10 protein-coding genes are annotated in these 18,801 nt (G+C 73.2%); 4 read left to right on the top strand and 6 right to left on the bottom strand.

Annotated features, from left to right (window positions below; all coding sequences use genetic code 11):
* Window positions 1-159 precede the first annotated feature (159 nt).
* Window positions 160-1,659 (top strand): VCBS repeat domain-containing M23 family metallopeptidase, encoded by a 1,500-nt coding sequence (locus Cs7R123_RS31845; RefSeq protein WP_244872265.1) that lies wholly within the window; start codon window positions 160-162, stop codon window positions 1,657-1,659.
* Between the two features lie 49 nt (window positions 1,660-1,708).
* On the opposite strand, the gene Cs7R123_RS31840 is transcribed toward Cs7R123_RS31845, so the two are convergent.
* Window positions 1,709-2,299 (bottom strand): hypothetical protein, encoded by a 591-nt coding sequence (locus Cs7R123_RS31840; RefSeq protein WP_212832041.1) that lies wholly within the window; start codon window positions 2,297-2,299, stop codon window positions 1,709-1,711.
* 210 nt (window positions 2,300-2,509) lie between these two features.
* On the opposite strand from Cs7R123_RS31840, the gene Cs7R123_RS31835 reads away from it, so the two are divergent.
* The 3 genes from Cs7R123_RS31835 to Cs7R123_RS31825 all read left to right on the top strand — a co-directional run bounded on the left by Cs7R123_RS31835 (window position 2,510) and on the right by Cs7R123_RS31825 (window position 9,897).
* On the top strand, window positions 2,510-3,988 hold the full coding sequence (locus Cs7R123_RS31835; protein WP_212832040.1) for a hypothetical protein: 1,479 nt from the start codon (window positions 2,510-2,512) through the stop codon (window positions 3,986-3,988).
* A 186-nt stretch (window positions 3,989-4,174) separates the two neighbouring features.
* Window positions 4,175-8,713 (top strand): ExeM/NucH family extracellular endonuclease, encoded by a 4,539-nt coding sequence (locus tag Cs7R123_RS31830; protein WP_244872264.1) that lies wholly within the window; start codon window positions 4,175-4,177, stop codon window positions 8,711-8,713.
* 293 nt (window positions 8,714-9,006) lie between these two features.
* A complete protein-coding gene (locus Cs7R123_RS31825; protein WP_212832039.1) occupies window positions 9,007-9,897 on the top strand; it encodes a hypothetical protein in 891 nt (296 codons plus the stop codon).
* 10 nt (window positions 9,898-9,907) lie between these two features.
* Here the strand turns inward: Cs7R123_RS31825 and Cs7R123_RS31820 are convergent, their stop codons facing one another.
* The 5 genes from Cs7R123_RS31820 to Cs7R123_RS31800 form a co-directional block, all read right to left on the bottom strand.
* Window positions 9,908-12,130 carry a DUF3488 and transglutaminase-like domain-containing protein gene (locus tag Cs7R123_RS31820; RefSeq protein WP_244872263.1) on the bottom strand — a complete coding sequence of 741 codons (2,223 nt, stop codon included), beginning with the start codon at window positions 12,128-12,130 and terminating at the stop codon, window positions 9,908-9,910.
* Window positions 12,124-13,311, bottom strand: a complete 1,188-nt coding sequence (locus tag Cs7R123_RS31815) for a DUF58 domain-containing protein (protein ID WP_212832037.1) — start codon at window positions 13,309-13,311, stop codon at window positions 12,124-12,126. Before Cs7R123_RS31815 ends, Cs7R123_RS31820 begins: the two co-directional genes overlap by 7 nt.
* Window position 13,312: 1 nt before the next feature.
* The gene (locus Cs7R123_RS31810; protein ID WP_212832035.1) at window positions 13,313-14,320 is read right to left on the bottom strand and encodes a MoxR family ATPase; all 1,008 of its coding nucleotides are present in this window, start codon (window positions 14,318-14,320) and stop codon (window positions 13,313-13,315) included.
* 56 nt (window positions 14,321-14,376) lie between these two features.
* On the bottom strand, window positions 14,377-16,956 hold the full coding sequence (locus Cs7R123_RS31805) for a fibronectin type III domain-containing protein (protein WP_308442902.1): 2,580 nt from the start codon (window positions 16,954-16,956) through the stop codon (window positions 14,377-14,379).
* Window positions 16,957-17,141: 185 nt separating this feature from the next.
* On the bottom strand, window positions 17,142-18,743 hold the full coding sequence (locus Cs7R123_RS31800; RefSeq protein ID WP_212832025.1) for a tetratricopeptide repeat protein: 1,602 nt from the start codon (window positions 18,741-18,743) through the stop codon (window positions 17,142-17,144).
* Window positions 18,744-18,801 lie beyond the last annotated feature (58 nt).

The following is an 18,801-nucleotide window of genomic DNA, read 5'->3' as shown; positions in this document are numbered from 1 at the left end:
CCACCTGTACTGACATGGTTTGAAGGTCGTGACGCGACAGTCCTGTACGGATCGTCGGTCATGCCGACCATTGACAGAGATGACGGTCGTGCCCAAACTCGGGAGATCGATTTCCCACACCCCGTCCGACCGCACCCCCCGCGGTCGAGAGGAGATGCCATGGGCCGCAGAGCCCGTCTCGCCCTCAGAACCCTCCTCGTCACGCTCCTGGCCACCTCGGGTCTCACCGTGGCGAGCCAGGCGCCCGCACTCGCGGCACCGAACTTCAAGGCCCCCTTCCCGTGCGGCCAGACCTGGACTTACAGCCACCACGACGGCGAGGTCCGGCTGGCGCTGGACTTCGTCCGCTCCGACGGCGGCGTCACCAACGGCACCCCCGTCATCGCCTCCGCCGCGGGCACCGCGTACCGGTTCTCGCAGCCCAGTGGCGCGGGCAACTACATCGCCATCGAGCACGGCGGCGGCTGGAAGACGTACTACTTCCACCTCAGCGCCTATTCGGTGCCCGACGGCGCCGTGGTCGCGCAGGGCCAGCAGATCGGCGTGACCGGCAGCACCGGCAACTCCAGCGGCCCGCACCTGCACTACGAGCAGCTGCTCAACGGCGTCGGCCAGAACATCGCCATCAACGGAGCGTCGCTGGCGCCGTACCCGGGCGTCTACAACCAGCGCTACCTGACCAGCGACAACTGCGGCACCGCGGGCTCGCTGCTCCCGGCCGGGTCGCCGACGGACTTCAACGGTGACGGCAAGGACGACATCGTCACGTTCAACCTGGGCAACCTCAACGACGTGTACGTGGCGACCTCGACCGGTTCGGCGTTCGCGGGCACCTCGGTGAAGTGGAACGACTTCTTCGGCCTCAACGGCGAGAAGCTGCTCACCGGCGACTTCAACGGCGACGGCAAGGACGACGTCGTCACGTTCACCGGCGGCACCCTCGGCGACGTCTACGTCGGCCTGTCCACCGGCACCGGGTTCCTGGGCGGCGCCAAGTGGCACGACTGGTTCTCCCCGGGGGGCGAGATCCCGGCCGTCGGCGACTTCAACGGCGACGGCAAGGACGACATCGCGACGTTCACCCACGACGCCCAGGGCGACGTGTTCGTGGCGCTGTCGAACGGCAGCTCGTTCGGCGCGGGCGTGAAGTGGCACGAGTTCTTCGCCCCGGCCGGGGAGTACCCGGCGGTCGGCGACTTCGACGGCGACGGCAAGGACGACATCGCCACCTTCACCCAGGGCGCGGCGACCGCGGCCGACGTGTACGTGGCGCTGTCCAACGGCTCGTCGTTCGGGCCGGGCGTGAAGTGGCACGACCTGTTCGCGGTCGGCTCGGAGCTGCCGCGCGTCGGCGACTTCAACGGCGACGGCAAGGACGACATCGCGACGTTCACCTGCAACGCCGACGCCGACGTGTACGCGGCCCTGTCCAACGGCAGCAGCTTCGTCGGCACCACGGTGAAGTGGAACGACTTCTTCTGCGTCGGCGGGGAGTTCCCGTACACCGGTGACTACAACGGCGACGGCAAGGACGACATCGTCGTGTTCAGCAAGGGCAGTACCAACGACGTGTTCGTCGGGCTGTCCACCGGCACCGGGTTCCTCGGCGGCGCCAAGTGGCACGACTTCTTCGGCCTGAACGGCGAGACCACCTACTGATACGGCTGCTGTGCTCCGGCGCCCGCTCTCCCGGGCGCCGGAGCGCGGGTCACTCGTCGGCGGTGCGCCGGGGGCGGCCCGCGAGCAGGCACAGGGCGGCGGTCGTCAGGTACAGCACGATCAGGGCGAGCCAGCTGTCGCGGTGCTCGGTCAGGTCGGCGGGCAGCATCGGGTCGGCCAGCCCGCTGGGGTCCTCGACCACGGTCACCGGGTCGCCGACCCCGTAGCGGGCCTCGCCGAGGGTCAGCTCGCCCGCGATGGGGCGCCAACCGCCGGTGGTCAGGGTGTAGTGGTAGCGGTCGGCGCGGCTGCCCGCCTCGCGTACGGCGGTGACCCGCGACTCGGCCCGGCCGCCGCGCAGTTGCAGCAGCGTCGGCCCGGTCTCGACCAGTACGCTCACCACCAGCACGAAGCCGACGAGTCCCGCCGCCGTCGTCCACAGCGGACGGTAGCCGGTGACGGCGAACCAGCCGCCGATCAGCCCGGCCGCCAGCAGCAGGCCGATCACCAATCCCCGCAGCTCGGCGTCGACGACCGTCGTGCCGCTGACCGCCGCCGCCAGCGCCAGCGCGGTGACCAGCAGGAGCAGGCGGACGCCCCGGAACTGGCGGGGGTGCAGCGCGCGCAGGGGATTACGCATGGCGGACAGGATAGGCGTCGGCATGCGCCGTCCATATCCCCTGGCCGGGCCACGTAATCCTGCCGGAGATCCGTGCAGTTCCGGGGAAAGCGCACGAATACCGGGCAAGACTGCGGCAGTTTCCCCGAAAGTGCGGCGCAGAACACGCGGGGGAGTGCGTTGTCGTGGGGGCTTACGCTCGCGGGCATGGATGCGGGCGAGGTTGACGGGGTGCCTGTCGCTTGGCAGGAACTGGACGGTGACGTCCGGGCGTCGCTGGTGTTCGGGGCGGGCGCCCGGGATGAGGGCGTCGACCAGGTCGGGTTGAACCACCTGGTGCAGCTGCTGGTGTACGAGTCGGTCAGCACCGAGGCCGACCAGGCGACGACCGTGGTCGACACCTCGTTCACCGCCTCCGGCACCGCGGCCGAGGTCGCCGAGCACCTGGCCGAGTGCTGCACCGCGCTGGCCGAGCTGCTCGTCGACGACCTGGAGGACCTGGCGGAGGTCGCGGCGCAGGCCGACGCGTCCGACCGGGTGATCTCGCTGGACCTGCTCATGGACTCCCCGCACCGGGACCCGTGGGGGTCGCTGCTGGCGCGGCGGCTGGGTTCGGCCGGGGCCGGGGTGCTGCGCTGGCCGCCGATCGACTACACCGACTTCACCGCCGCGGAGGTGCGCGCGCATGTGGCGCGCTACTTCACCGGCGGCAACGCGGCCCTGGCGCTGACCCGCGGCCCGTGGCCGGACCTGCGGCTGCCGCTGCCGTCAGGCGAGCGCCCGGCGCGTGCCGACACCGTCCCGGTCCGCCCCGGCGGCGGCTGGTATGCCGACGAGGTCGCCGCACCCGGGATCGCGGTGACCGCCACCGCCGGCCCGCACGCGCACCTGGTGTTCGCGCTGCTGCACCGACGGGTGTCCGAGGCGCTGAAGGCGGCCGGGATCGACGCCTGGGGCACGCCCTGGTACACGCCGGTCGGCGCGCTGACGGTGCAGCTCGGGCTCGGGCTGGAGTTCTCCGGCAAGCGCGGCCGCGACGCGGCCGGGGCGGCCGAGGTCCTGTGGCAGGCGCTGCGGTCGCTGGCCGAGCAGCCGGTGCCGGCGGCCGACCTGGAGTGGGCGGTGCACTGGCATGACGGGGACGCCGCCGAGGTCCCCGAGGAGGTGCGCCTGCTGCTGGAGCGGCAGGGCAAGGGCGACCTGCTGCGGGACGCGGCGGCGCTGGAGCAGGTGGGCGGCCAGGCACGGGCGGAGCTGCTCGGCGTGTTCGACGGCGCCGCCCCGGCGGAGGTGGCCGAGGCGGCGCGGCTGACCCCGGCCGACGTGCGGTCGGCGGTCGCGTCGTGGCTGCACACGGCGCTGGTGGTGGTGCCGGTCGGCACGGTGGCGGACCTGGCCGGGCTGGCCCGGCTGGACTGTCCGACCGGCACGTTCGTGCCGCAGGGCACGGTGCTGGGGCCGTCGCTGTGGCGCAGGCTCGGCGGCGGGGCGCAGGAGCGGCTGGTGCTGGCGATCGACGGAATCCACCATGTCCGGCGCGACGGTTCGGTGCATCCGTTCCCCACCAACGACGCGATCCTGGTGGAACAGGGCAAGCAGGTGTTTCTCGGTAACATCCGGCACGGCTGCCTGGTGGATGTGAGCGGGCTGGCCGAGGCGAAGGCGCTGGCCGTGGCGCTTGCGCCCCGCCGGTGGCGCCGGACGGACTGAGCGGCCGCCGGCGGGCACGCGATGGCGAACAGGTCCATAGTGGATCTGTGGACGGGTGGGTGTGGAGTTACGCTCGGCTGACGGAGCAGTTGCGGTTTCGCGAACCATCGACACTGCTCTTGTGAAGGCATGACTTCACACATACGGTGACTACCATCCCCGTCCCCTGCGCAGAGAGGTATCCCTGTGCGTCTCCATTTTCGACGCAACCTCGCCCGTCTCGCCGTCGCGTTACTGGTGATCCCCGGCGCGGCCACGCTGACCGCGTCCGGCGCCGCAGCAGAAACCAGCTCCGGCAACCTCGTGGTGGTACGGGTCGGTGACGGAGCCGCTGCGTTGAGCAGCGCGGCCGCACCGGTCTTCCTCGACGAGTACACGCCCGCTGGTGCGCTGGTGCGCACGGTCGCGCTGCCGACCTCGGTCTCGGGAAGCAACCGCCGCTTCACCGTGAGCGGCAGCGCGACCTCGGAGGGGGCGCTCGCGCTCTCGGCTGACGGCCGCTATCTGACGCTGGGCGGATACGACGCCGACCCCGGCCTGGCCGGTGTCGCCACGAGCTCCACGGCGACGGTGGCGCGGGTGGCCGCGCGGGTCGACGGCGCGGGCGCGGTCGACACCACGACGGCGATCACCGATGCCTTCAGCGGCGCCAACATCCGCGGTGTCGTCTCCGACGACGGCTCGCGGGTCTGGGCCGTCGGCTCCTCCGGCGGCGTGCGCCTGGCCACCGTCGGCGCGGGCACGACGACGCAGATCAACAGCGCCACGCCGACGAACCTGCGGGCCGCCGCCATCGCCGGCGGCCGTCTCTACGTCTCCACCGGCAGCGCCCCGACCGGCGTCTACGCCGTCGGCGCGGGGCTGCCGACGACCGGGGGGCAGACCCCGGCGCTGGTCACCGCCGCGCCCAGCCCGTACGGCATCGTCGCGCTGGACCGCGACCCCGGCGTGCCGGGCATCGACACGCTCTACCTCGCCGACGACTCGGGCAGCCCCAACGGCGGCATCGTGAAGTACTCGTTCAACGGGTCGGCGTGGACCGCGCGCGGCAACTTCCGGCCGAGCGGCAGCGGTGCCCGGGGCATCACGGGTTCGGTCACCGGCGCCACGGCGACGCTGTTCGCCACGACGAGCGCGGGATCGGCGCAGCTGGTCAAGGTGGAGGACACGGCCGCGTATGACGCGCCGATCAGCGCCACGGCCGTCGTGCTGCAGACCGCGGGCACCAACACCGCGCTGCGCGGCGTCGCCTTCGCCCCGGCGGGCGGCTCGGTGCCGACGGCTCCGGTGATCACGACGCAGCCGCAGGACGTGGCCGTCACCTCCGGTGCCACGGCGACGCTGACCGTCGCCGCGACCGGCACCGGCCCGCTGAGCTTCCAGTGGTATGCGGGCACCGCCGGTGACACGTCGACGCCGGTGGGCACCGGCGCGTCGTACACCACCCCGGCCCTGACCGCCACCGCCGCCTACTGGGTGCGCGTCACCGGAACGGGCGGCCAGGCCGACAGCGTGACCGCGACCGTCACCGTCAACCCCGTCACCCCGGCGTGCACCGGGGCCGTGACGGCGATCGGCGCGGTGCAGGGCACCGGCGACATCAGCCCGCTGGCCGGGCAGACCGTCACGGTCCGCGGCACGGTCGTCGGCGACAGCGAGGGCCCGAGCCCGGCGCTGCGGGGCTTCTACCTCCAGGACTCCGGCGACGGCGACACCGCCACCTCCGACGGTGTGTTCGTCTTCGACAACGGCGCCAACCTCGTCAGCCTCGGCGACGTGGTCGAGGTGACCGGCCCGGTCTCGGAGTTCCAGGGCCAGACCCAGCTCACCGCCTCCGCGACGACGGTGGTCTCCTGCGGCGCGCAGGGCACCGTCACCCCGGCCGACGTCACGCTGCCCCGCGCGAGCGCCGCCGACCTGGAGCCGTACGAGGGCATGCTGGTGCGGTTCCACCAGACGCTGACCGTCACCGAGCACTTCCAGATCGGCCGGTTCGGGCAGGTCGTGGTCTCGTCGGGCGGCCGGCTGCGCCAGCCGACGGCCGACATCCGGGCCACCGACACCGCCGCCGTCGCGGCGGCCCAGGCGGCCAACAATCTCAACCGGCTGCTCATCGACGACGCCGACCAGGCGCAGAACCCCGACCCGATCGTGTTCGGCCGGGGCGGACAGCCCCTGTCGGCGAGCAACACCCTGCGCGGCGGTGACACGGTCACCGACCCGGTCGGGGTGCTGACCTACACGTGGGCGGGCAACTCGGCCAGCGGCAACGCGTACCGGCTGCGTCCGCTCGGTGCGCTCAGCGGCACCGCCGTGTTCGAGGCCGCCAACCCGCGGCCGTCGGCGGCACCGGTGGTCGGCGGCTCGCTCAAGGCGGCCAGCGCGAACCTGCTGAACTTCTTCAACACCTACACCGGCTGCCACCTGGGCACGCTCGGTGCGGTGACCGACTGCCGGGGTGCCACCAGCGACACCGAGTACCAGCGGCAGCTGGCCAAGGAGGTCGCGTCGCTGCGCTTCCTCGACGCCGACGTCATCGGCTACATGGAGATGGAGAACGACGGCTACGGCACCGACAGTGCGGTGCAGGCGCTGGTGAACGCGCTGAACGCCGCCGACGGGCCCGGCACCTGGGCCTTCGTCGACGCTGACGCGGCCACCGGCATCACCGACGTCGCCGGTACCGACGCGATCAAGGCGGGCCTGCTCTACCGCACCGCCAAGGTGCAGCCGGTCGCCGGTGCCACGTTCATCGACGTCAACCCGGTCTTCGAGCGGCGCCCGGTGGCGCAGACGTTCCAGACCCCGGCCGGGGCGCGGTTCACCGTCATCGCCAACCACTTCAAGTCCAAGGGCTCCTGCCCGACCTCGGGTCCGGACACCGACCAGGGCGACGGCCAGAGCTGCTGGAACGTCCGCCGCACCGCGCAGGCCAACGAGCTGGCGAGCTGGATCTCCACGACGGTCGTGCCGGGCGCGGGCGACCCGGACGTGCTGATCGTCGGTGACCTCAACTCGTACGCGGGCGAGGACCCGATCGCGGCGCTGGAGGCGGCCGGGTACGTGAACCTGATCAAGGCCTTCCACGGCGACGACGCCTACTCGTACGTCTTCGACGGCCAGTGGGGCTACCTTGACTACGTGCTGGCCAGCGCTGCGGCGGTCGGCCAGGTCACCGGGGCCGGGGACGCGCACCACAACGCCGACGAGCCGTCGGTGCTGGACTACAACACCGACTTCAAGACCGCCGGGCAGGTCGCGTCGCTGTACGCGCCCGACCGCTTCCGGACCAGCGACCACGACCCGGTCGTGGTCGGTCTCGACCTCGGTGTCGCACCGGCGGTCACCGGCACCGCGCCTTCGGGCACGGTCGGCGAGCCGTACGGCTTCGCCTTCACCGTGACCGGCTCGGGCCTGGTGGCGGCGAGCGTCTCGGCCGGCAGCCTGCCGCCGGGCGTGTCCCTCACGCCGGACGGCCAGCTCACCGGCGCTCCGGCGGCCGCGGGCGACTTCGCCTTCACCGTCCGGGTGTCCAGCGCGTACGGCCAGGCCGAGCTGCCGGCCTCGATCCACGTCGGTCCGGGCACCAGCGCCACGGTGGTCACCGCGGCGCCGAACCCGGTCGCGACCGGCAGCGGGCTCACCCTGACCGCGACCGTCACCGCGGCCGTCCCGCCGACGGGCACGGTGACCTTCCACGACGGAGCCGCCACGATCGGCACGGCCGTGCTCAGCGGTGGCACGGCGACGCTGGTCACCTCGGCCCTGACGGGTGGCGACCACGCGGTCACGGCCTCGTACTCGGGCAGCGCCGACCTGGTCGGGTCGTCGTCGGGCCCGCTCGCGGTGGCCGTGGTCGACCCGGTGACGCTCGACGGCACGCTGCCGGGCGGCACGGTCGGGTCGGCGTACTCGGCGGCCGTCTCGTACGGCGGCGGTGGCCCGGTCACGTTCGCGCTGAGCAGCGGGGCGCTGCCGCCGGGCCTGTCGCTGTCGGCGTCGGGTGTCGTCTCCGGCACGCCGACCGCCGGTGGTGGCTACACCTTCACGGTCACCGTCACCAACCCGGTCAGCACGGTCGCCCGGGACTACACGATCACCGTCGCCGCCGCGGCGACCACCACGGCGGTCACCTCCTCGGCCAGCCCGTCGGTGCTCGGCGCGCCGGTGACGTTCACGGCCACCGTGACCGGTCCGGCGGGGACGACCCCGACCGGGTTCGTGCAGTTCCGTGTCGACGGGGCGGCGGTCGGCGGTCCGGTCGCGCTGTCCGGCGGCAGGGCGACGAGCAGCCCGATCGCGAGCCTGGGCACGGGGTCGCACCAGGTGACGGCCGCTTACCTCGGGGACGGGTCCTACCTGGCCAGCACCGGCACGGCCACTCAGGTCGTCCGGTCCGGGGTCCGGGTGGTCACTCCCGCGGCGGGTGGTTCCGTGCGGGCTGGCTCGGTGGTGCCGATCGTGTTCCAGCTCACGGATGCGTCGGGTGCGCCGATCCCGCTGCTGGAGTCGGTCTGCCTGCTGCTGAGCGGGCGGGTGAAGGTGTCGGTCGCGGGGGCGCAGTCGCTGGGGGCGACGACGCCGGTGTTCGAGCCGATCACGCGTAACTTCGCCGTGCTGTGGCCGACCGCCAAGCGTCCGACCGGCCCGGTGACGATCACGGTCACGGTGACCTACCCGGACGCCCCGGCGCAGCAGGTGACCACGACGATCACGCTGACCTGACCGTCCGCGTGAGGTAGATGGGCGATCACATCGGAGAGCCGGGTGCCGCAGGGCGTCCGGCTCTCCTTTTCTGTACGGTGCCCGGCCCGATCGCCGTTTCCGGCCCGTGATCGCGGTTTCCGGTCGGATCATGCGCCGTGGCCTCCGGAAATGGCCGCAGGGCGCGATCTTGGAGAGAAGATCGGTCAGGCGTGCACGCCGGTCGGCTGAACGCGAAAGGATCACGAGTCGGTGCGGGCCGTGGCGTACGGCGTCGATAGAATCGCTCCTCCAGCCAATGTGGAGGAACTCGGATGGCACAGCGAAGCGGTCGGTCCGGGTGCGGCTGCCTGTTGTTCCTGCTGCTGGGGCCGTTCGTGCTGAGCGTGCTGATCGCGGTGCCCGGCACCATCCTGGCCTCCCCGGCGATCGTGGCGTATCTGCTGGTGCGCCAGCCGGACCAGATCGCGGCATACCCGTCGTGGTGGATCGGGGTGGCGCTGGCGCCGCTGGTGGCGTACCTGGTGGTCCGCCTGGCCGCCCGCGGCAGAGCCCATGCCGGGCAGCGCATCCACCTGATCCGCGCCGGAATCCTGACCGTCCTGTGCACCGCCGTGGCGCTGACGACGCTGCTGCTGGACCAGAAGTACCTGGGCGGCACCGCGACCCCGCCAGCCCCGACGGCGGCGCCTGAGGAGCGGTTGAAGCAGCTGAGCTACTCGCTGCCGCTGATCGGCCCGGCTGCGGCCGCGCTGACGGCGCTGCTGTGCTACGGCGTGCTCAGGCTGCTCGACCGCAAGGTCGCGATGCGCCAGCCGGTCGTGCCGCGGCCGCAGCGCAGCACCGGCACCAGCACCTGGACGCCGCCCGAGCCGCGGCCGAAGGAGATCTGGTGGGGCGAGGTGGAGTTCCGCGAGGGCGAGGGGTCCAAGGACCGGCCGTTCGTCATCCTGCGGACGTTCGAGAGCCACCTGGAGGTCCTGCAGATCACGTCGCAGGACAAGTCGCACCGCGACGACCACCTGGAGTTCCGGACCACCAGCGACGACCCGTACGCCGTCGAGGGCGGCTGGCTGGAGCTGCGGGTGCGGCAACTGGACCGGGTCGACCTGCGGCGCCAGGACGCGGCGTACTGCCCGGACGACATCTGGCGCCAGGTGCGGACGCTGACGATGAAGGGCATCCCGCACAACCGCGCCGCCTGAGCGGTCCCGCTCAGGGGCGGCGGCGCCAGCGGAGCGGGCCCGGGTGGATGGTCCACAGCAGGCGGCGCCACCAGGAGCGGCGGGCCTTGAGCTCGTCGATGTAGGCCAGCGCCCCGCTGCGGGCGGCCTCGGCCTGGGCGTCGGTGGTGGTGTCCGGCCCGAACACGCTGGCGTTGACGGTGCCGGCGACGTCGTCTAGGGCGGGGGCGCGCAGCCGTACCGTGTGCTTGCCGCGCACCAGCGAGGCCGCGTCGGCGGCGTGCGCGGCGACCTCCTCGGCACTGAGGTGCCCGCCCGCCGGGTGCCCGGCCAGCCGCAGGGCGTCGCCGACCTCCAGCCAGGCCCCGGCGACCCGCTCGGCGGGGGTGCCCTGGTCCAGGCGCCTGCGGCGCAGCCCGGCACGGGCCAGCAGCACGAACGCAGCCGACCCGATCAGGATGAGCAGCAGCAGGCCGCCGCCCCCGGCCCCGGCGATCAGGCCGACCGGTGTCCCGGCCGCCTCGGTGGTGGGGCTGGGCCCGGAGTCGGTGCCGGTCGGCGCCGCGGTGTCGTACGTGGGGACCGGGTCGGGCGACTGCGGCGGCGGCGACGAGGTCTCCGGCAGCGGCTTGAACTCGTTCTCCAGCGGCTTGACGTCCTGGTTGGGCTGCGGCAGCGGGTGGAACGGGATCCAGCCCAGGTCGGTGAAGTACACCTCGGGCCAGGCCAGCGCGTCCCCGGCGGTCAGCGCCCGCTGCCCGGCGTGGGCCTCGAACCCGACCACGACGCGGCTGGGCAGGTTCAGCAGCCGGGCCAGCACCGCGAACACGGCCGCGAACTGCTCGGAGGTGCCGCGCTGGCCGCCGCCGTTGGGCGGCCCGAACAGGAAGAAGTCCAGGTTGGGGTAGGCGTGGCCGCTGGGGGCCTGCGGGTCGAGCTTGTAGTGGTCGGCCAGGAACTGCTCGATCGCCAGCGCCCGCTGGTAGGGGGCGCCGTTGTCGGCGCCGAGCTGCTGGGCCAGCCGGGTCAGGTGGTCGGGTGCCCCGGGTCCGAGGGCCAGGTAGCGGGCCATCTGCGAGCCGGTGGGGACCTCGGCGCCGGGCAGCAGGTTGACGTCGGGGTCGGTCTGCTGCGACTGCACCGTGTACGTCAGCCCGGGGGTGAGTCCGCCCGGGAACAGGATCGTGCCGGTCAGCTGGTCGTAGGAGACGCGTACGCCGTCGACGCGGCGGGGGGTGGCGGCGGCGGGCAGGAGCTTGCCGGTGAGCCCGGAGACGGTGATGCGCTGGGTGACCTGCCGGGTGCCCTGCCCGTCGGGCGGCAGCGGCAGGGTGCGCCCGGCGGGCCGGTAGGTGGCGCCGACGCGCCAGGTGACGCCGTCGTAGTCCGACAGCACGGCCAGCCGGATCCGGGCGTCCTTGTCGGTCTGGACGTCGAGCAGCTGCTGCTGGGGTTGCAGGGCCCAGCCGGACAGCCGGATCAGCGGGTTCTCGTCCAGGGCGTCGAGGTCGGGCGGGTCGATGAGCGAGCGCGGGTCCAGCGGCGCGGTGCTGACCTGGTGGGCGACGGGGCGTTCGAGCGCGGCGGTCAGGCCGACGATCAGCAGCAGGCCGACGGCGCCCGCGAGGGCGGTGCGCAGGCGCAGGGCGCGGCGGGTGGCGGCGTCCACGCCGGTGTCGGGGGTGCGGACCCGGCCGGTGAACGCCAGCGCGGCCACGGCCAGGGCCGCGAACGCGAGCACAGGCCACGTGAGCCGGGGTGCGGAGGGGCCGACCAACCAGAGGGCGCCCGCGAACAGCAGCACGGGCGGGGCGAGGCCGATCAGGGTGCGGCGGGTGCGGGTGGCCAGCTCGGTGGCGGCGAGCCCGGCCAGCCAGGTCACCACGATCGGGACGGCGACGGTGTCGGGCTGGGGCTCGACCGGCAGCAGGACGGCGATGAGGCGGGGGATGCCGTCGCGCAGGGCGTCGGTGGCGAGCTGGGCCAGGGGCCCGTCGATCCCGGCCCGCTGGGCGGACAGGTGCAGGGCGAAGGCGAGGTAGGCGGCCAGGCCTAGCACGGACAGCGGGGCGACCAGCCAGGCGCGCAGCCGGGTGCAGGCGACGCTGACCAGCACCGATCCGGCGGCCGCACCGGCGACGAGCTGGACGAACAGGGTGCCGGAGTAGATGCGTCCGGCGACGGTGCCGCTGAGCACCAGCATCGCCAGGATCAGCAGCGGCAGGGTCAGCGCCCGCAGCGCTCGGATCACCACCGGGTCACTCCATCCCAGACGGCGGCGAAGTCCTCGCCGTCGTGCGCGCGCAGCAGCAGCACTCCGGCGGCCTGCGGTTCCTCCAGCACGCGGGGGCCGAGCAGGCCCACGGCGACGGCGGGGAACGGGCCGCGCAGGCCGCTGACCAGGCCGAGGTCGGCGGCGCCGCCGAGGCCGGTGAGGTAGATCAGGGTGTCGCCGGGGCGGTGCTGGCGCAGCCGCCGGGTGGCGTCGAGCAGGCGGGTGTCATCGCCGGTCGCGGGCTGGGGTTCGGCCTCGGCGAGCAGGTCCAGCAGGGCGCGGGCGGAGCCGCGGATCCGCCCGCCGCCCGCGGCCTGGCCGCTGGTCAGCTGGAGGGCGATCGGCAGGTCTTCGCGGGTGGCGGCGGTGACGATCGAGGCGGCGGCCTCGCAGGCGGCTTCGAACGCCTCGGACTGGGCGCCGCTGCGGTCGGGCCAGGAGGCCGCGCGGTCGTCGAGCAGCACCACCAGTTGCGGGAGGCTGGTGTCGAGGTGTTCGCGGACCATGAGCTCGCCGACCTTGGCGCTGGTGCGCCAGTGGACGTGGCGCAGCTCGTCCCCGATGACGTATTCGCGCAGGGTGTCGAAGGTGATGGCGCCGTGCGGGACGCGGTCGAGGCGGCCGTCGAGGCTGCGGGAGATGCCGGCGGGCACGGCGCGGATCGGGTGGGTGCGGGGGTACACCCAGATGCGGTTGGTGCCGCCGTGGCTGCGGGTGGCGGTGAGCAGGCCGAGCGGGTCGCGGCGGACCACCTGGAGCGGGCCGACCTCGACGATGCCGCGCCGGTCGGTGGGGACCGGGTACGTGACGTCGGTGTCGTGGCCGGGGCGCAGGCGCAGCAGCGGCACGGGAACGGTCCGGGCGGGCTGGTCGGGGCGGCCGCAGCGGTCGTGGGCGATGAGGGTTGCGGCGCCGAGGCGGCCGTTGTTGCGTACGGTCAGCGTGACGGTGCTGCTCTCGCCGCGGGCGACCCGGTCGGGTTCGACGGAGCGGGTCACCGACAGGCGGGGCCGCAGCGCGGCGTGGCCGAGGGCGTAGCCGAGCGCGGCCAGGGCGGTGGAGCCGAGCACGGCGAGGTCGGGGTATCCGAACCGGTACCCCGCGCCGAGCAGTGCCGCACCGCCGGCCGCCAGGCCGGCCCCCCGAAGCGTGATGCGCATTTCAGGCCGGCCGGGCCCCGGCGGGGCGGGCGGCGTCCTGGCCGGGCAGCGGCACGGGCACCGACTCGACGGCGTCGCGCAGCACCTCGTGGGCGGTGACGCCGCGCAGCTGGGCGTCGGGGGTCAGCAGGATGCGGTGGGCGAACACGGGCTCCAGCAGCACCTTGACGTCCTCGGGCAGCACGTGGCCGCGGCCTTCGGTCAGCGCGTACGCCGAGGCGGCGCGGGTCAGCGCGATGACGCCGCGGGGGCTGACGCCGACGCGGACGTGCTTGTGCTCGCGGGTGGCCGTGGCGAGCCGGACGGCGTAGGCGTAGAGCTGGTCGGCGATGTGGACCCGGTTGGCCAGGGCGACGGCCTCGCCGATGGTGGTGGTGTCGGTGACCGGGGTGATCGCCTCGGGGGAGCGCAGCGCGGCGCCGCGCAGCACCTCGATCTCGACGGCCTCGTCGGGGTAGCCGACCGACAGCTTCATCAGGAAGCGGTCGAGCTGGGCTTCGGGCAGCCGGTAGGTGCCGTCCATCTCGACGGGGTTCTGGGTGGCCACGACGAGGAAGGGGCGGGGGACGGCGTGGCGTACGCCGTCGACGGTGACGTACCGCTCCTCCATGACCTCCAGCAGCGCCGACTGGGTCTTGGGCGAGGCCCGGTTGATCTCGTCGGCGATGACGATGTTGGCGAAGATCGGGCCCGGGTGGAACTCGAACCCGCGGTTGGCCTGGTTGAAGATCGTGACGCCGCTGACGTCGGAGGGCAGCAGGTCGGGGGTGAACTGGATGCGCCGCCAGGCACCCTGCACGGATGCGGCGATGGCGCGGGCCAGGGTGGTCTTGCCGACCCCGGGCACGTCCTCGAGCAGGACGTGGCCCTGGGCGAACATGGCGACCAGCCCCAGCCGCACCACTTCCGGCTTGCCGAGCACGACGGCGCTGATGGCACCGCTGAGCTTCGCGGTCAGGTCGGCGAAGGCGCGGACCTGCGCCGAGGTGAGCGGCTGGGGCTGGTTCACGAGCTATATCCTTTTTGTCTGGTCAGTACGGTCGTTCGATCAGCGTCGGTGCTCTGTCAACACTGCGGCAGCAGGTCGTAGTTGCTGCTGGTGTTGCCCGAACTCTCCAGGTTCACGAAGGCGAACGGCAGGTAGTTGGTGCTGCTGACCTTAATCCACTTGTCGCTCTTCTTGTTGCCGTTGTTGCCGGCCGCGTTCAGGGTGGCCGCCCGGTTCTGCGAGTTGGCCGTCACCCCGCCCTGGTACCAGCAGATCGGCGTGACCGGCGTGTTGTTGCTGTAGTACTTGTTCATCGCGCAGCAGTTGTTGTCCTGCGCCAGCACCCCGGACCCGTTCGGCTTGTACGCCCACACACCGTCGGAGCAGCCCGCGCACTTGGCCCACGCCGCCAGGTCAGGCGTCTTGGGCGCCTGGTTGGGCGTGGTGGCGCTGCCCGCGTCGTTGGTGATGGTGACGGTCCAGTTGTAGGTGTTGCCCGGCCACAGCCCGGAGACGGTGTAGCCGCCCGAGCCGGTGTTGCAGCCGATGCCCCGGTTGCTGCCGTTGAGGGTCAGGGTGCAGGTGGCGCTGCCGCCGCCGTCGTCGTAGGCGAAGTGGACGACCATCGAGTTGTAGCCGAGGTCGCTGGTGCTGGGACCGGACACGGCCGGCGCGGTGATGGTCTTGGCGCTGGTGGTGTCCTTGGCGCCGGTGCCCGCCTCGTTGACCGCGGCGACGTCGACCGTCACGACCTCGCCGTCGCCGAACCCGTTGAGGTTCACGCTGGTGCCGGTCACGGTCTGGGTCTTGCCGCCCGCCGTCACCTTGTAGCCGTCGATCGGGCGGCCGTTGTCGGCCGGGGCGCCCCAGGTCACGTGGATGGTGCCCTTGGCGGTGCCGACCGTGCTGGCGGCCAGGGACTTGACCTGGCCGGGCTTGGTGAACGGCACCACGGTGTCGCTGGCCGGGGACGGCTGCGAGCCCGCGCCCTTGTCGTTGACGGCCACGACCGTGAACGCGTACTGCGTGCCGTAGTCGAGCTCGCCGTCGGCGATGGTGAGCTTGACGGCGCCGCTGGTGGTGCCGATCGCGACCGACGAGCCGCCGGACACGGCGGTGACCTCGTACCGGGTGATCTTGCGGCCCTGGCCGTTGGCGGCGGGCCAGCTCAGGTCGACGGTGCCGTCGTTCTGCGCCTTGGCGGTGACGGCGGTCGGCGCGTCGGGCACCTCACCGGTCGGCATGACCGGGTTGCTGCGCCGGTCCTGGCCCGCGCCCTTGCCGTTGACCGCGTGCACGCTGAACACGTACGTCTGCCCGTTGACCAGCCCCGGCACCACGAACGTCCGCTGGTTGGCGCCGACCTCGACCGGCTTGGGCGCGCCCGGCCACGAGATCACGTACTTGGTCACCTTCGAGCCGTTGTCCGGAGCCTTGCCCCAGCTCAACCGGACCTGCTTGTCACCGGCGGCCGCCGTCACGCTGCGCGGCATGCCCGGCTTGCCGACCGTCGGCTTCGTCGGCGGCGGGGTCACCGGCGCCGGCGGCGGCTCGGCCCCCAGTACGTCGCGGGCGAACTTCTCCACCACCTTGACGTGGTTGTTCTCGTCGACGACCCGGGCGGTCGAGGAGCCGGGCGCGTTGATGAACAGGTGGTTCTCGCGCACCTCCAGCTCCAGCGGGCCGTTCGGGTCCTTGAACGCGATCGCGTCGACCGGGTTGCCGTTGCCGTCCAGCACGTACACGGTGCCCGCCGCGTCGTCGGCGATGTAGAACCGGCCCGCCCACGGCACCGCCGCGCGCAGCCGGTCGCCGGTGCCGGGCACGGTGAACTCGCGGACCTGGTCGCCGGTGATGACGTACACATGCCGGCCCTCGCCCACGGTCACCGCGACGTCCGGGCCGGTGCTGGTGCCGGGGAGGACACCGCCCGCGGCCTGGTCGACGGTCACCTTGTGCAGATCGTCGGCGCCGCGCAGCGTGGTCAGCGTGCCGGTGGTCTGGTCCAGCACGGCCACGCCGTTGTCCAGCACCGACAGCGCCAGGTCGTGCGACGGCGACGCGACGGCCTCGGTGCGCACCAGCGACGGGCTGCCGCCGCCGGCACCGCCCGCCCCGGCCGTGCCCACCGACTTCGCCGGGGTGATCGCCGACACGGTGCCCTGGCTCGGCACCGCGATCCACAACCGACCCTCGCCGTCGAACACGCCGCCGGTGATGCCCGGCGGGTAGTGCAGCTCCTCGCCGATCGGCTGGAGCGTCGCCGGGTCGAGCTGGCTCACCACGCCCTGCACCGGGTCGATGATGAACGCGTACGCCCCCTGTAGCGCGATGGTCACGCCCAGGCCCTGCTGCGACTCCTGCGCCGCCGTGATCTGCAGCGTGGCCGGGTCGATGGCGCTGATGCGCCCCGTCGACTCGTCGCGCACGATCAGGTAGCGGTCGGACTGGTTGACCTGGACGAAGTGGCCCGACGACGCGGTCAGCGCCTGCGTGCGGGTGTCCACCTTGCCGGTCAGGCCGTTGACCCGGGCGAGCTCGCCCTTGGTCAGGCTCCACAGCCACGCGCTGGCGTCGTAGTTGGCCGACACCTGGTCGTTGGCGCTGAGCCCGAACCAGGTCACGCCTATCCCTGCCACGAGCGCGAGCACCGTCACGATGGTGACGATGCCGCCCTTTGTCCGTGCTTTTCGTGTGATCGCGCCTGGTGACAGATCCGCCATGGACCGGCCCCTCCCCCTAGAGCGCAGGGCACTGGAGACCCCGCTGACTGGCGTTCGTCCATGAAGCCGCCGTCATCCTAGGCGCTGCATGTGACGGGGGAAAGTTCAGGCGGAGCTGGTCAACTGGTCGGTGAGGGTTTGTCCGTACGATTTGTACAGACTGGAGCCGAACGGCGGAGGTCGTCTGTCGAGTAGATGCTCATCACCGCGAAGCAGTAGTCGAACTTCGGGTTCAGGCCGTCGAAGGTGAACTCGGTCACCCCGTTCTGCGGCGACGCCCACCGTTGCAGCTCCTCGCCGGGGCGGCCGACCAGGATCCACTGTGCGGCGATGCCGTGGGACGGGTCGGACCAGCTGAGGGTGATCTTGTCGCTGTGCTCGGTGAGGAACAGGTCGGTGGCCGGTCCCTGGACGCCGGTGCCGGGCGACTGCGGGTCGTCCTGGCGCGGCAGCACGACCATGACCAGGGTGACGGCCGCGGCGAGGATCGCGACCACCGCCGCGGTGACCGCCGCGATCACCGGTCCGCGTCCGCGCGGCGCCGGCGGCGGCGCGGCGGTCGGCCCGGCCGGGGCCAGCACCACCGGCGCGGGCATGGCCGTGGGCACGGCCGCGGGCTGCTGAGGCTGGCGGTATTCCGGCCGCTCGACCGGCTGGACCGCCTGCGGCTGCTGCCGGTACTGCGGCTCGACGGGCTGGACCGGCTGCGGCACCTGGCGCCGCGGCTGATCGACGGGCTGGACCGGCGGCGGCAGTTGACGCTGCGGCTGCTCGGTCGGCTGGACCGGCTGCGGCAGCTGGCGCGCCTGCGGATCGACCGGCTGCACCGGCGGCAGCTGGCGCGGCTGCGGATCGGCCGGGTGGACCGGTGGCAGTGGTCGCCGGTGCTGCGGCTCGTCGGTGGCCGGGGCCGGTGGCGGGAGCTGGTGGACATGGTCGTCGGCGGGCTGGCGCGGCGCCGGGACGGTGGGCTGACCGGGGCGGCGCAGGTGCGGCAGGTCCAGATCGGGCAGTGGTTGCAGCAGCCGCGGCGGCACCGGCTCGTCCTGCTCCACTGGGTGGTGGACCGGCGCGGGCGGCGTGGCGAGCACCGGCTCGGTCGCGGCGGGCAGCTGCGGGGCCGGGGGCTGCTGGGGCAGCGCGGGCAGCTCCGGTTCGGGCCGGGGCTCGGCGGCGGGCAGCGGCGGCCACGCCGGCGGGGCGCTGGGAAGTTCGCGGGGCTCGTCACGCTCGGCGGGCGGCGGCGTGGCCGCAGTGGCGGGGGCAGCGGGTGCGACCGGGCGGGGTGTCTCGGCCGAGCCGGGGCCGAGCCAGGCCTGGGCGGCGGCGATGCGCTGCGGGTCGAACCCGGCGGCGGTGCCGTACGCGGCGATGCGGGCGTAGTGGCGGCGGGCCTCGTGCCGGTTGCCGAGCTCGTCGGCGATCTCGGCCAGGTCGTACGACATCGCCAGCAGCACCGGGTGGTCGTCGCCGTGCCGGTGCGCGCCCGCGTAGAGGGCGTTCTCCAGGACGCGGCGGGCTGCCGACAGGTCGCCGGACTGCCGGTGCAGGCCCGCGAGCAGGTGGCCGGTGGCCAGCACCTCGGGGTGGTCCTCGCCGGCGGTCATGGTGGCGGCGTCGAGGGCCTGTTCCAGCAGGGCGCGGGCGCTGCTGAGGTCGCCGCGGTCGCGGCGGGCGAGCGCTTCGGCGCGGATGTCGGACAGTGAGGTCGGCGACGGCACGCGCCCCATGCTGCCGTACGCCCGGCGCGGGCGCCACCCCGCAAGATCGGGGCGGTGG

Origin of the sequence: Catellatospora sp. TT07R-123 (assembly GCF_018327705.1) — a bacterium.
GTDB lineage: Bacteria > Actinomycetota > Actinomycetes > Mycobacteriales > Micromonosporaceae > Catellatospora.
Note: the sequence above shows the minus strand (reverse complement) of the source record. Positions and strands in the feature narration are given on the sequence as shown.

What these genes read in the sequence shown, in the direction of transcription:
- Cs7R123_RS31840 (WP_212832041.1), bottom strand. Translation starts at nt 2,299, where the DNA reads ATGCGTAATCCCCTGCGCGCGCTGCACCCCCGCCAGTTCCGGGGCGTC.
- Cs7R123_RS31825 (WP_212832039.1), top strand. Translation starts at nt 9,007, where the DNA reads ATGGCACAGCGAAGCGGTCGGTCCGGGTGCGGCTGCCTGTTGTTCCTG.
- Cs7R123_RS31815 (WP_212832037.1), bottom strand. Translation starts at nt 13,311, where the DNA reads ATGCGCATCACGCTTCGGGGGGCCGGCCTGGCGGCCGGCGGTGCGGCA.
- Cs7R123_RS31845 (WP_244872265.1), top strand. Translation starts at nt 160, where the DNA reads ATGGGCCGCAGAGCCCGTCTCGCCCTCAGAACCCTCCTCGTCACGCTC.